The 12,943-nt window shown below is 68.3% G+C and carries 12 protein-coding genes and 1 pseudogene; 11 read left to right on the forward strand and 2 right to left on the reverse strand.

Features of this window, described 5'->3' with window-relative positions; genetic code table 11:
• Nucleotides 1-3 precede the first annotated feature (3 nt).
• From cobN to cobJ, 5 genes are read left to right on the forward strand one after another with little or no spacing between them, the layout of a single operon-like run.
• Nucleotides 4-3,243 (forward strand): cobaltochelatase subunit CobN, encoded by a 3,240-nt coding sequence (cobN, locus tag GU927_RS13985; protein WP_161763058.1) that lies wholly within the window; start codon nt 4-6, stop codon nt 3,241-3,243.
• A complete protein-coding gene (gene cobG / locus GU927_RS13990) occupies nt 3,240-4,376 on the forward strand; it encodes a precorrin-3B synthase (RefSeq protein WP_161763059.1) in 1,137 nt (378 codons plus the stop codon). The genes cobN and cobG overlap by 4 nt, the downstream gene beginning before the upstream one ends.
• Nucleotides 4,376-5,005: a precorrin-8X methylmutase gene (locus GU927_RS13995; RefSeq protein WP_161763060.1), complete on the forward strand. Its 630-nt coding sequence runs from the start codon at nt 4,376-4,378 to the stop codon at nt 5,003-5,005. Before cobG ends, GU927_RS13995 begins: the two co-directional genes overlap by 1 nt.
• A gap of 2 nt (nt 5,006-5,007) precedes the next feature.
• On the forward strand, nt 5,008-5,748 hold the full coding sequence (locus GU927_RS14000; RefSeq protein ID WP_161763061.1) for a precorrin-2 C(20)-methyltransferase: 741 nt from the start codon (nt 5,008-5,010) through the stop codon (nt 5,746-5,748).
• Nucleotides 5,745-6,482, forward strand: a complete 738-nt coding sequence (gene cobJ / locus GU927_RS14005; protein ID WP_161763062.1) for a precorrin-3B C(17)-methyltransferase — start codon at nt 5,745-5,747, stop codon at nt 6,480-6,482. The genes GU927_RS14000 and cobJ overlap by 4 nt, the downstream gene beginning before the upstream one ends.
• Here cobJ and GU927_RS14010 read toward each other — a convergent pair.
• Nucleotides 6,455-7,207 carry a cobalt-precorrin-6A reductase gene (locus tag GU927_RS14010; RefSeq protein WP_161763063.1) on the reverse strand — a complete coding sequence of 251 codons (753 nt, stop codon included), beginning with the start codon at nt 7,205-7,207 and terminating at the stop codon, nt 6,455-6,457. The genes cobJ and GU927_RS14010 overlap by 28 nt on opposite strands.
• On the opposite strand from GU927_RS14010, the gene cbiE reads away from it, so the two are divergent.
• Genes cbiE through cobF form a run of 6 tightly spaced genes read left to right on the forward strand, consistent with a single transcriptional unit; the run spans nt 7,206 to nt 12,370 of the window.
• The gene (cbiE, locus tag GU927_RS14015) at nt 7,206-8,384 is read left to right on the forward strand and encodes a precorrin-6y C5,15-methyltransferase (decarboxylating) subunit CbiE (RefSeq protein WP_161763064.1); all 1,179 of its coding nucleotides are present in this window, start codon (nt 7,206-7,208) and stop codon (nt 8,382-8,384) included. The genes GU927_RS14010 and cbiE overlap by 2 nt on opposite strands.
• The gene (locus tag GU927_RS14020) at nt 8,381-8,749 is read left to right on the forward strand and encodes a cobalamin biosynthesis protein (RefSeq protein WP_161763065.1); all 369 of its coding nucleotides are present in this window, start codon (nt 8,381-8,383) and stop codon (nt 8,747-8,749) included. Before cbiE ends, GU927_RS14020 begins: the two co-directional genes overlap by 4 nt.
• Nucleotides 8,746-9,525: a precorrin-4 C(11)-methyltransferase gene (gene cobM, locus GU927_RS14025; protein WP_161763066.1), complete on the forward strand. Its 780-nt coding sequence runs from the start codon at nt 8,746-8,748 to the stop codon at nt 9,523-9,525. The genes GU927_RS14020 and cobM overlap by 4 nt, the downstream gene beginning before the upstream one ends.
• On the forward strand, nt 9,522-10,865 hold the full coding sequence (locus GU927_RS14030) for a cobyrinate a,c-diamide synthase (protein WP_217765656.1): 1,344 nt from the start codon (nt 9,522-9,524) through the stop codon (nt 10,863-10,865). The genes cobM and GU927_RS14030 overlap by 4 nt, the downstream gene beginning before the upstream one ends.
• Nucleotides 10,862-11,581 carry a uroporphyrinogen-III C-methyltransferase gene (gene cobA / locus GU927_RS14035; protein WP_161763067.1) on the forward strand — a complete coding sequence of 240 codons (720 nt, stop codon included), beginning with the start codon at nt 10,862-10,864 and terminating at the stop codon, nt 11,579-11,581. Before GU927_RS14030 ends, cobA begins: the two co-directional genes overlap by 4 nt.
• A gap of 3 nt (nt 11,582-11,584) precedes the next feature.
• Nucleotides 11,585-12,370 carry a precorrin-6A synthase (deacetylating) gene (cobF, locus tag GU927_RS14040; RefSeq protein ID WP_161763068.1) on the forward strand — a complete coding sequence of 262 codons (786 nt, stop codon included), beginning with the start codon at nt 11,585-11,587 and terminating at the stop codon, nt 12,368-12,370.
• 168 nt (nt 12,371-12,538) lie between these two features.
• Here the strand turns inward: cobF and GU927_RS14045 are convergent.
• A pseudogene (locus GU927_RS14045) lies at nt 12,539-12,877 on the reverse strand (transposase); the annotation flags it as partial.
• Nucleotides 12,878-12,943: the final 66 nt, after the last annotated feature.

The following is a 12,943-nucleotide window of genomic DNA, read 5'->3' on the forward strand; positions in this document are numbered from 1 at the left end:
GCCATGCATGTCGTGTTCCGCGAATCCCATGGTCTGGAGGAGGCCGAGCTGCCGTTCGATCCCGGGCAAGACCCGGCCGATCTGGTGGTGCTGTCGTTCTCCGACAGTGACCTTGGGGCTTTCGCGGCGGGCTGGCATCGCAGTGGTCGCAAGCTGCCGTCGCTGCGGCTGCAAAACCTCGTGGCGCTGAAGCATCCGGTGTCGGTCGATACCTATGTCGAGCGCACGCTTGCCGGGGCCAAGGCCATTCTGATCCGCCTGATCGGTGGCGCGGCCTATTGGCCCTATGGCCTTGCATCAGTACAGGATCTGGCGCGGCGCAAGGGCATTGCGCTGGCGGTTCTGCCCGCCGATGGCCGGGTTGACCCGGCGCTGGACGCGGCCTCGACCCTGCCGCTGTCAACGCTGCGGCGCTTGCAAGCGCTGTGCGATGCCGGGGGCGTGGTGGCGGCACAGGCGGCACTGGCGCAGCTTTGCCTTGCCGCCGGGCTTTATGCCGGCCCGGTTGGCGGCGACAAGCATGTGCCGGAGTTTGGTTTCTACGATCCCGATCAAGGTGTGATCGCGGCGGTGCCGGATGCCCCGCTGGTCTTGGTCAGCTTCTATCGCAGCTACCTGACCGCCGCTGATACCGCACCGATTGACGCGCTGATCCGTGGTTTCCGCGCTGCCGGTCTGGCCGCCTGCGGCGTCTTTGCGCCCTCGCTGAAAGCGCCCGGGTTTGGCGATTGGCTGCGCCCGCATCTGGCCGCCCGCCCGCCCGTCGCCATTGTCAACGCCACGGCCTTTTCGGCGCGCGATGACGCGGGCGCTACGCCGTTTGACGTCTGCGACTGTCCGGTGTTTCAAGTGGCGCTTTCCACCGCGCGCAGGCGGGACTGGGCGCAGTCGGATCGCGGGCTGTCGCCCGCCGATCTGGCGATGCATGTGGTGCTGCCCGAGGTTGATGGCCGCCTCTTTGCCGGTGTCACCTCGTTCAAATCACCGGGCCAGCGCGACGCCGATCTGCAATTCTCGCGCTTTGCGCATCGGGCGGACCCGGCGCAGGTGGGCCGCATCGTGGCGCGGGTTCTGGGCTGGCATCGGCTGGCGGTGACGACGGCAGCGGATCGGCGGCTGGCGGTTGTCCTGTCGACCTATCCGGGCCGCGCGCATCAGCTTGCCCATGCGGTCGGCCTTGATGCGCTTACCTCGACTGAGGCGTTGCTGGCCGATCTTCAGGCCGAAGGCTATGCCACCCAGCCCGGAGAAAGCTTGGGTCAGGCCCTGACCGAAACCCGTCAAAGCTGGCCGCTGGCGGACTATCTCGCCGCGCTGAGCCGCCTGCCTGCATCGCTGCGGGACGATCTGACCCGGGTATGGGGCGCGCCGCAGGATGACCCGGCCTGCCAGAACGGCGCGTTTCGCTTTGCCGTCGTGATCCGGGGCAACGCCCTGATTGCGCTGCAACCCGAACGGGGCGACGGGGCGACCCGCGATGCCGAATACCACGATCTGAGCCGCACGCCGCGCCATGGCTATGTGGCCTTCTACCTCTGGCTTCAGGCGCGGGGCTTGCAGGCGCTGGTTCATATGGGTGCGCATGGCACGCTGGAATGGCTGCCGGGCAAATCGGTGGCGCTGTCGGCCACCTGCTGGCCCGAGGCGCTGACCGCCGATCTTCCTGTGATCTACCCCTTCATCGTCAATGACCCCGGCGAGGCAGCGCAGGCCAAGCGGCGCATCGGGGCGCTGACCCTTGGCCACCTGCCGCCGCCCTTGGTCGCCTCCTCGGTTCCCGAGGCGATGCAGCGGCTGGAGCGGCTGTTGGACGAATACTCCACCGCCGACGGGCTGGACCCCTTTCGCCGCGGCCGGCTGATTGGCGACATCCGCGCCGAGGCCCGCGCCACCGGGGTTGAGGAAGATCTGGGGCTGCCCGTGGGGGCCAGCATGGCCGAGGCGATCACCCGGATTGACCGCTTTGTCTGCGACATCAAGGAAAGCCAGTTCGGCGCGGGGCTTCACGTCTTTGGCCGTGGGCAATGCGCAGACGCGGAGCGGGAAGGCATCTTGCGCGCGCTATCGGGCCGCCGCGTGGCGCCCGGTCCCTCTGGCTCGCCCGCGCGGGGCAGGGGCGATGTGCTGCCGACGGGGCGGAACCTTTACTCGGTCGATCCGCGTTCGGTGCCTAGCCGGTCGGCCCATGCCCAAGGGGTGAAGCTGGCCGAGGAGCTTTTGCGCAAGCATCTGCAAGACCATGGCGACTGGCCGCGCGGGCTGGTGGTGGATCTTTGGGGCAGCGCCACGATGCGCACGGCGGGCGAAGACTTTGCCATGGCGCTGCATCTGGCCGGGCTTGCCCCGGTCTGGGATGCCGCGTCAAGCCGGGTGACCGGGGTCGAGGTGCTGCCGCTGACCCTGCTGGGCCGCCCGCGCATCGACGTGACGCTGCGCGTCTCGGGTCTGTTCCGCGATGTGTTCCCGGGCCTTGCCACGCTCTTTGAAACCGGGGCCACGGCGCTGGCTGCCCGGAACGAGGCGGCGGAGGATAATCCCTATCTGCAGCGCGCCGCGCGGGTCTTTGGGCCAAGGCCGGGGCATTACGGCCTTGGCATGGGTCAAGCGATGGATGATTTCACGCCCGAGGCGCGGGCGGCGGCGGGGGAGGCCTGGCTGGCCGCTTCGGCCTGGGCGCTCGGGGCCGATGGCATCAGCCGTGACGACCGCGCCGGGCTTGAGTCGCGACTGCGGCAAGCCAACGCCTTTGTCCACGCGCAAGATCTGCCGGAAAGCGATGTGCTCTTGGCCGCCGATTATGCGGCCCATGAGGCTGGTTTTGCCGCCGCGCTGACCCGACTGGGCGTAGCGCAGCCCGCGCTTTATCATCTGGACGCCACGCAACCAGATCGCCCCCGCGCCCGAACCTTGGCCGAGGAAATCGCCCGTGTCGTGCGCGCCCGGGCCGCCAACCCGGCTTGGGCCGATGGCATGATGGCGCATGGCTTTCGTGGCGCGGCGGAAATTGCGGCGACGCTCGACCATATGGCGGCCTTTGCCCATCTCGCGGGCGTTGTGCCACCGCATCTTTTTGACCTTTACCATCAGGCAACGCTGGGCCGCGCCGATGTGGTGGAGTTCATGGCCGCAGAGAACCCTGCGGCCCTAGACGCGGTGCGCGACCTGTTCCGCCGCTTGCATGAGGCGGGGCTGTGGACCACCCGGCGCAACTCCATCGCCGCAACGCTGGGAGAGCGGCCATGACCGGCTTTGCCGTGCAAGGCTGGTGTCCCGGCGCCTTGCGGCCGATGCTGTCGGGCGATGGGTTGGTGGTGCGGGTGCGCCCCGACGCCGGACGGCTGAGCGCCGTGCAGGCGCAGGGCATCGCGGCCGCGGCCCGTACCCATGGCAACGGGCTGATCGACCTTTCGGCGCGCGGCAATGTGCAACTGCGCGGCGCGACCGGGGCCAGCCACCCGGCCCTGATCGCGGACCTCAGCTCGCTGGGGCTGATCGACGCCACCGCGCGCGATGAGGCACGGCGCAACATTCTGGTCACGCCCTTTGCCGATGCTGCCACTGATGCGCTGGCGCAGGCGCTGGCCGCCGCCCTTTGCGCGGCCCCGGAGCTTCCGGGCAAGTTCGGTTTTGCCATCGACTGCGGGCCTGCCCCGATCTTGCAGGGCATTGCCGCCGACATCCGGCTGGAGCGCGACGCTACGGGCGGGTTGATCCTGCGCTGCGACGGGCTTGCGGCAGGTGCGCCGGTGACGGCGGCGGACGCTGCCCCGGCGGCAGTTGCCTTGGCGCAGTGGTTCGTTGATGCCGGTGGGATCACCGCGGGTCGGGGCCGCATGGCGGCGCTGATTGCAAGGGGCGCGCGGCCAAAGGGCCGGCTTGCACCCCGCATAACTCCGGCCCCCTCCGCCCCGGCACCGGGGCCGGGCCTGTGTCCGCAAGGTGCACTGGTCGGGTTCGAGTTTGGCCAGATGACGGCGGAAACCCTTGCCGCATTGGCGGGGCTTGGCAATCTGCGCGTCACGCCGTGGCGGATGTTGCTGATCGAAGGGCTGGATCATCTTCCTTCGGTTCCCGGCCTGATCCTTGATCCCACCGACCCGCTGCTGCGGGTGGCGGCCTGTACCGGCGCGCCGGGCTGCTTGCAAGCTCACCAGCCGGTGCGCCCGCTGGCCCGTCGTCTTGCTGCGCAGGTTCCTTCGGGAAAGCTGCTGCATGTTTCGGGCTGTGCCAAGGGCTGCGCGCGGCCCGGCCCCGCCGACATCACGCTTGTCGCCACGCCGCAGGGCTTTGACCTGATCCGTCAGGCCTCTGCCCAAGGCACCCCGCTGACCGCAAATCTTGCCGACCCGGACATCGACCTGAAAGGACTGTTCTGATGCCCCATGCCTATCAGACCGATGGCGCCGCGATTTATCTGCAATCCTTTGCCACCATCCGCGCCGAGGCCGACCTTGCCCGCTTTACGCCCGAAGAAGAAATCGTCGTGGTGCGCATGATCCACGCCGCCGGGATGGTCGGGCTGGAGGAATTTGTCCGCTTCACCCCCGGCATGGCGATTGCCGCCCGCGCCGCGCTGGAGGCGGGGGCCCCGATCCTCTGTGATGCCCGCATGGTCAGCGAGGGCATTACCCGCGGCCGGCTTCCGGCGGCGAATGAGGTGATCTGCACCCTGCACGACCCTTCGGTTCCCGCCTTGGCCGCCCAGATTGGCAACACCCGGTCAGCGGCGGCGGTGGAGCTGTGGCGGCCGCATCTGGCCGGGGCCGTGGTGGCCATCGGCAATGCGCCGACCGCGCTCTTTCACCTTCTGAATATGCTGGAAGACCCGTCCTGCCCGCGCCCCGCCGCCATCATCGGCTGCCCGGTGGGTTTCATTGGCGCGGCGGAATCGAAAGACGCGCTGATCGCCGCGCCGCCCGCGCCGTCGGTCATCATCAAGGGCCGTCTTGGCGGCTCTGCCATCACCGTCGCCGCCGTCAACGCACTCGCCAGCCGCAAGGAATGACCATGGGACGCATCATCTGCACCGGCCTTGGGCCGGGCGACCCCGACCTGATCTCGATCCGCTCGGATCGGGCCATTCGCCAGGCGTCGCATGTCGCCTATTTCCGCAAGGCCGGGCGGCAGGGACAGGCGCGGCGCATCGTTGACGGCATGCTGGCCGCAGGCGTGCGGGAACATGCGATGGAATATCCGGTGACGACGGAACTCCCGTTTGACAGCCCGGATTACATTCACTGTCTGGCGCAATTCTACGACGACTGGGCCGACCGGCTGAAAGCGCTGGTCGCCACCGGGGCCGAGGTTGTGGTGCTTTGTGAAGGCGACCCCTTCCTTTATGGCTCGTTCATGCACCTGTATCTGCGGCTGAAGGATCATGTCCCGGTCGAGGTGATCCCCGGCATTCCGGGCATGGTGGGCTGCTGGAATGCCAGCGGTGTGCCGATGACCTGGGGCGATGATGTGCTGACCGTGCTGATGGGCACCTTGCCCGAGGCCGAACTGGTCCGCCACATGCAAGGCGCCGATGCCCTGGCGATCATGAAAACCGGGCGCAATCTGCCGCGCGTGCGCCGCGCGCTGGAGGTTGCGGGGCGGCTGGATCAGGCCTGGCTGGTCGAACGCGGCACCATGCCGGGTCAGCGCATCGTCAAGCTGGCCGAGGTGGAGGCCGAGGATTGCCCGTATTTCGCCATCGTCCTTGTTCATGGCCATGGCCGCCGTCCGGTGATGGGGGGCGAGGAATGACAGGCTGGATTGCCGTTGTCGGGCTTGGCCCCGGAGCTGCCGCGCTGGTGACACCCGAAGTCACAGCGGCCTTGGCCGAAGCCACCGATGTGGTGGGCTATATTCCCTATGTCGCCCGCGTCGCGCCCCGCCGCGGCCTGACACTGCACCCGTCCGACAACCGGGTCGAGCTGGACCGTGCCGCGCTGGCTTTGGACATGGCTGCGACGGGGCGGCGGGTGGTGATTGTCTCATCGGGCGATCCGGGGGTGTTTGCCATGGCCTCGGCGCTGTTCGAGGCGTTGGAGGCACGGCCTGCCGACCATGGCGCCAATATCCGCATTCTGCCCGGCATCACCGCCATGCTGGCCGCCGCCGCGCGGGCCGGGGCGCCCTTGGGTCATGATTTCTGCGCCATCAACCTTTCCGACAATCTCAAACCCTTTGCCGAGGTGGAGCGCCGCCTGCGCCACGCCGCGCGGGGCGGCTTTGCCATGGCCTTCTACAACCCCCGCTCGAAATTGCGCCCGCACCAGTTCGCCCGCGTGCTGGAGATCCTGCGCGAGGAATGCGAACCGGCGCGGCTGGTGCTGTTCGCCCGCGCGGTGTCAACGCCGGAGGAGCGGCTGTGCACCGTCAGCCTGTCGGACGCCACGCCGGACATGGCCGACATGCGCACGGTGGTGATCGTCGGCAATGAGGCCACCCGGCAGGTCGGCCCTTGGCTTTACACCCCGCGCTCGGTGCCGGCATGACCAAGCCAGGCCATCACATCGGCGACCTCCGCAAAGATCCGGCGCGGCGGCAGGGCGGGCCGGTCGATCAGGATGACCGGCAGGCCCAAAATGCGCGCGGCTTCCAGTTTGGCGGAGGCGCCTGCGCCACCGGCGTTCTTGGCGACGATATGGCTGATGCGATGTTCGCGCAGCAAGGCAAGATCGCTGGCCAGATCAAAGGGGCCACGGGCGATGACGGCGGCGGCATCGGGCAGGGGCAGGGTGCCTTCGGGCGGATCAACCAGGCGCAGCAGGTAATGGTGCTGTGGCTTGGCGGCAAAGGGCGCAAGCGTCTGTTTGCCGATGGCCAGAAACACCCGCGCCGGGCTGTCGGGCAGGGCGGCGACCGCGGGCGCGATGTCGGGAACGTGGGTCCAGCTGTCACCGGCCTCAGCCTGCCACGCAGAGCGTTGCAGCACCGCCAGCGGCACATCCGCCTCGGCGCAGGCCGCAACGGCATTGCGGCTCATCTGCGCGGCGAAAGGGTGGGTGGCGTCAACGACATGGCTGATGCCTTCCGCCTTGAGATAGGCCACCAGCCCCGCCACCCCGCCAAAGCCGCCGATCCGGACCGGCAGCGGCTGCGCCACCGGCGCGGCGGTACGGCCTGCATAGGAATAGACCGCTTCCATCCCCGAGCCGGCAAGGGCGCGGGCCAGCAGGCTGGCCTCGGTGGTGCCGCCCAGAAGAAGGATGCGTGTCATGGCTGAGCCTTGGCTGTCGATCATCGGTCTGGGCGAAGATGGACCAGCGGGCCTGTCCGAGGCAAGCCGCGCCGCGCTGGCCAGTGCCGAAGTGGTGTTCGGTGCGCCGCGCCATCTGGCCTTGGCGGGTATCGGCGCAAGGGGGCAGGACTGGCCCGTGCCTTTCGACCTCTCGCCGCTTTTGGCGCTGCGCGGGCAAAAGGTGGCCATGTTGGTTTCGGGTGACCCATTCTGGTTCGGCGCGGGCGGCACCGTGGCCGCGCATCTGCCCCCGGCCGAGTTTCGCGCCTATCCGGCGGCGGGCACCTTCGCCCTTGTCGCCGCCCGTCTGGGCTGGCGGCTGGAGGGCGTGACCTGCCTTGGGCTGCATGCCGCCCCCTTCTCCCGCTTGCGCCCGGTGCTGACCGCCGGGGTGCGGGTGATCTGCACCCTGCGCGACGCGGCGGCGGTTGGCGAGCTTGCCATCTGGCTGGAAGCAAACGGCTTTGCCGCCTGCAAACTGACGGTCTGCGAGGCCATGGGCGGGCCGCGGGAGCGGCTGCGCGACGGCGCTGACTGGCCCGACATCACCGCCCCCGTTGCGGTGGCGCTGGACGGCATTGACCTGCCCGCCGGCGCCGGTCTTCCGCGCGCCTCGGGTCTGCCGGATGGGTGTTTTGCCCATGACGGCCAGATCACAAAGCGCCCGGTCCGCGCCATCACGCTCTCCACCCTTGCCCCGCGCCTCGGCGAAATGCTGTGGGATATCGGCGGCGGCTCCGGCTCGATCTCGGTCGAGTGGTGTCTGGCGGGGGGCAGCGCGGTCACGATCGAAGCAAAGCCCGAACGCGCCGCCAATATCCGCCGGAACGCCGAAGATTTCGGCATCGCCCATCGGCTGCGGGTGGTCGAAGGTGCGGCCCCCGCCGCGCTGGCCGATCTGCCCGCCCCGGAGGCGGTCTTTGTTGGCGGCGGTGGTGATGCGGCGCTGCATGCCGATCTTTGGGCGCGGCTCGCCCCCGGCACCCGCCTTGTCGCCAATGCCGTGACGCTGGAGGGCGAGGTGGTGCTGGCCGCCTGCCATGGCCGCCACGGCGGCAGCCTGCTGCGCATCGACCTTGCCGAGGCCAGCCCCTTGGGCGGCTTTCGCGGCTGGCAGTCGAGCCGCCCCGTCGTGCAATGGAGCGTGACGCGATGAGAATCGCCGGTCTGGGATTTCGTGATAGCGCGACGCTGCCTTCGCTGCGCGCTGCTCTGGGGCTGGTCGAGGCCGCAGGTGGCCCCGCCACCGCCCTTGCCACCCTGCCCGCCAAGGCCGAGGTCGCCGTCTTGCGGCAACTGGCCGAGGAGCGCGGCCTTGCCGTGCTGGCGGTTCCGGTGCGGGGCATCGCCACCCCCACCCATTCGGCCCGCGTCATGGCGCTGCATGGCACCGGTTCGATGGCCGAGGCCGCCGCGCTGGCCGCTGCCGGACCGGGCGCAATTCTGACCGTGGCGCGGATATCCGCGCCCGATGGCATGGCGACCTGCGCCATGGCGACACACAAAGGAACCCAACCATGACCGTCCATTTCATTGGCGCCGGACCGGGCGCTGCCGACCTCATCACGCTGCGCGGGCGCGACCTGATCGCCGCCGCGCCGGTCTGCCTTTACGCCGGATCGCTGGTGCCCGAGGCGCTTTTGGCGCATTGCCCGCCCGGCGCGCGGATTGTGAACACCGCGCCGCTCAGTCTGGATGAGATCATCGCCGAAATCGCCGCCGCCCATGCCGCTGGTCATGACGTTGCACGTCTGCATTCGGGCGATCTGTCGGTCTGGTCGGCGATGGGCGAGCAACTCCGCCGCCTGCGGGCGCTGGATATTCCCTATGACGTGACCCCCGGCGTGCCGGCCTTTGCCGCCGCTGCGGCGGCATTGGGGGCCGAGTTGACCCTGCCCGGCGTGGCACAATCGCTGATCCTGACCCGGACCTCGGGCCGCGCCTCCAGCATGCCCGAGGGCGAGACGCTGGAGAACTTCGCCCGCACCGGCGCGACGCTGGCCATTCACCTGTCGGTGCATGTGCTGGCCGATGTGCAGGCGCGCCTGGCACCCCATTACGGCGCCGACTGCCCGGTGGCGGTGGTGTTCCGCGCCTCGTGGCCCGATCAGAAGGTGGTGCGCGCCACGCTGGCCACGCTGGACGCCAGCATTGGCACGGGCGAGCGCACGGCGCTGATCCTTGTCGGCCCGGCGTTGGGCGCGACCGAGTTCGACGAAAGCTGCCTTTACGCCGGGGATTATGACCGACGCTATCGCCCGCTCGGCACCGCTCCGCGCTTTCCGGAGGTGCTATGACCCTGCCGCCCGGCCTGATGATTTCCGCCCCGGCCTCGGGCACCGGCAAGACCACGGTGACGTTGGGGCTTCTGGCGGCGTTCCGGGCCGCCGGCCTTGCCGTCCAGCCGTTCAAGAGCGGGCCGGATTACATCGACCCGGCGTTTCATGCGGCGGCGGCGGGGCGGGTTTCGGTCAATCTCGACAGCTGGGCGATGACCCCCTCCCGCCTCGCGGCGCAGGCTGCCGAGGCGCGGGGCGCCGATCTGATCCTTGCCGAAGGCTCGATGGGACTTTTCGACGGCGTCGCCCGCGCCGGGGAAACCGGCTCGGGCGCCAGTGCCGATCTGGCGGCGCTGATGGGCTGGCCGGTGGTTCTGGTGCTGGATGTCTCGGGTCAGGCGCAGACCGCGGCGGCGGTGGCCGCCGGGCTGGCCGGGTTCCGGCCGGGGGTGAAGGTTGGCGGGGTGATTCTGAACAAGGTCGCCTCGCCCCGGCATGAGGCGCTGGTGCGCGCCGGGATGGAGGCCGCCGGTCTTCCGGTGCTGGGGGCCTTGCCGCGCCGCGCCTCCATCGCTTTGCCCGAGCGGCATCTGGGGCTGGTGCAGGCTGAGGAACTGCCGCGCCTGCAGCAGATCCTGACCCAAGCCGCCGCGTTCGTGGCCGCGCATTGCGACCTTGCCGCCCTGCGCGCACTGGCCCGCACCGGACCAGTGCCGCAAGGCGCGACCCTCCCGGTTCCGCCTCCGGGCGAGCGAATCGCGATGGCACGGGATGCGGCGTTTTCCTTCGTCTACCCGCATCTGCTGGCCGATTGGCGGGCGCAGGGGGCAACGATCCTGCCGTTCTCGCCCTTGGCCGATCAGGGGCCGGACGCTTCTGCCACGGTCTGCTGGCTGCCCGGCGGCTACCCGGAACTGCACGCCGCCCGGCTGGCGGGTTGTGACGGTTTTCGCGCGGCGCTGACGGATTTTGCCAGAACCCGGCCCGTGCATGGCGAATGCGGTGGCTACATGGCGCTGGGGCAGGGGCTGGTTTCGGCTGATGGCACCCGGCACCGGATGGCGGGGCTTCTGGGGCTGGAGACCAGCTTTGCCAAACGGCGCATGCATCTGGGATACCGCCTTGCCCGCAGCGCCCGTCCGGTTGCCGGCTTTGACGCGGGCACCGCCCTGCGCGGGCACGAATTTCACTATGCCACCATCCTGTCGCAACCCGATGCGCCGCTGGCCAGGGTCACCGATGCCACGGGCGAGGCCGTTGCCGAAACCGGATCGTTCCGCCTATGCCCCGACGGCGGGCAGGTCAGCGGCACCTTCTTTCACCTGATCGCACCAGCCAGCCAAGGGGCTTTGCCATGAGCGGATTTGTCTCTTTCGTCTCCTCCGGTCCCGGCGACCCCGAGTTGCTGACCCTGAAGGCAGCCCGCCTGCTGGCCGAGGCCGAGGTGGTGCTGTTCGATGACCTGTCGGCGGGCCCGATCCTGTCGCATTGTGCGGCGGGTGCCGATCTGGTGGCCGTGGGCAAGCGGGCAGGCCGCCCTTCGCCCAAGCAAGACCATGTCAGTCGTCTTCTGGTCGATCACGCGCTGACCGGGGCAAAGGTGGTGCGGCTGAAGTCGGGCGACAGCGGCATCTTTGGTCGTCTGGAAGAGGAAATCGCAGCACTGCGCGCCGCCGGCATCGGGTTTGAGATTGTGCCCGGCGTGCCTTCGGCCTGTGCGGCGGCGGCGGCGGCAGGTATACCGCTGACACGGCGACTGAGCTCGCGGCGGGTTCAATTCGTCACAGGTGCCGACATGACGGGCGATCTGCCCGAGGGGCTGAACTGGGCGGCTTTAGCAGACCCCAAGGCGACGACGGTGGTTTTCATGGGCAAGCGCACCTTCCCGACGCTTGCCGCCGGGTTGATGGCCCATGGGCTGCCACCGGGCACCCCGGCCATGATGGCCGAGGCCGTCGGCCACCCCGAACAGCAGATCACCCGGTCAACCCTTGCGGCGCTAGGCGATGTCATCTCTGCCCAGGCGGGCAACGCGCCAGCGCTGATCCTTTATGGCCCCCTGACGGAAGAGTGACTCATGATCGACCTTACGCTGATCGGCATCGGAACCGGCAACCTCGATCATGTCACCCTGCAGGCCATCAAGGCGATGAATACCGCCGATCTGATCCTGATCCCCTTGAAAGGCGAGGATAAATCCGATCTTGCGGGGCTGCGGCAACAGATTTTCCGCACCTGCGTGACCAATCCTGCCACCCGCATTGACAGCTTTGATCTGCCAGAGCGTGACCCGGGCACGCCGGATTACCTGCGGCGGGTGAATGACTGGCATGACCAGATTGCGGCGGTCTGGCATACGGCGATTGAACGCCATCTGGCGCAGGGCGGTGGGCCGAAGGTGGCCTTTCTGGTCTGGGGCGACCCCTCGCTTTACGACAGCACGTTGCGCATTGCCGAAAGGCTTTCTGGCCAGCGCGCACTTCACCTGCATGTCATCCCCGGCATTACCGCCATTCAGGCGCTTTGCGCCGCCCACGCCATCCCGCTGAATGACCTTGCGGCCCCGGTCACCATCACCACCGGTCGCCAGTTGCGCGAAAGTGGCTGGCCACCGGGGGCAGAAACCGTCGTTGTCATGTTGGACAACGGCGGGGCCTTTGGCGCGATTGATCCCGAAGGTGTCAGCATCTGGTGGGGGGCCTATGTCGGAATGGATCGGCAAGTGCTGGTTTCGGGACCGCTAGAGGCCGTAGCAGGGCAAATCAGCGAAACCCGGGCAAGGATCAGGTCAGAGCATGGCTGGGTCATGGACATCTATCTGATGCGCCGCAAATCCCGCCAAAGTGATTTCCCGAAAGGTTAAGACTTCATCGGCCGTCAAACGAGGCCTATTCTTCTAACTGTTCAGTCACGGCATTTGGTGGGTAGGGCCAAGGTTGAGCTATTCCCCGATCTTTGGACAGATTTTGGGCTGATTTACTACAGCCTGCACCTGCTGATCGGTTTCGATGTGGTTGAAGGAGACCACGGCGGGCGGCTGTCCGCCATGGGCAGTGTGCGGGCGATGGTGGTTGTAGAAGGTGATCCAGCGCCCGACTCCGGCTTTGGCCTGCGATCCGGATTCCCAGGCGTGCAGGTAGACGCATTCATACTTAAGGGACCGCCAGAGGCGTTCGGTGAAGATGTTGTCCAGATACCTGGCTTTGCCATCCATCGAGATATTGGTCTTGGGCCGCTTCAGCCGATCGGTCCAGTCGAAGGACGTGAACTGGCTGCTCTGGACGGTGTTCATGATCTCGGGCGCGCCGAACCGATGGATCGCCTCGTTCAGCGCTTCGACGCAGAAGTCGGCTTCCAGCGTGTTCGATAGCTCAGCATGCCGACCACGGACAGAAGTAAGGGCCTGCTCGATGGATGCTTGACCAGACCCGCCCGA

The organism is Paragemmobacter amnigenus (assembly GCF_009908265.2).
GTDB lineage: Bacteria > Pseudomonadota > Alphaproteobacteria > Rhodobacterales > Rhodobacteraceae > Paragemmobacter > Paragemmobacter amnigenus.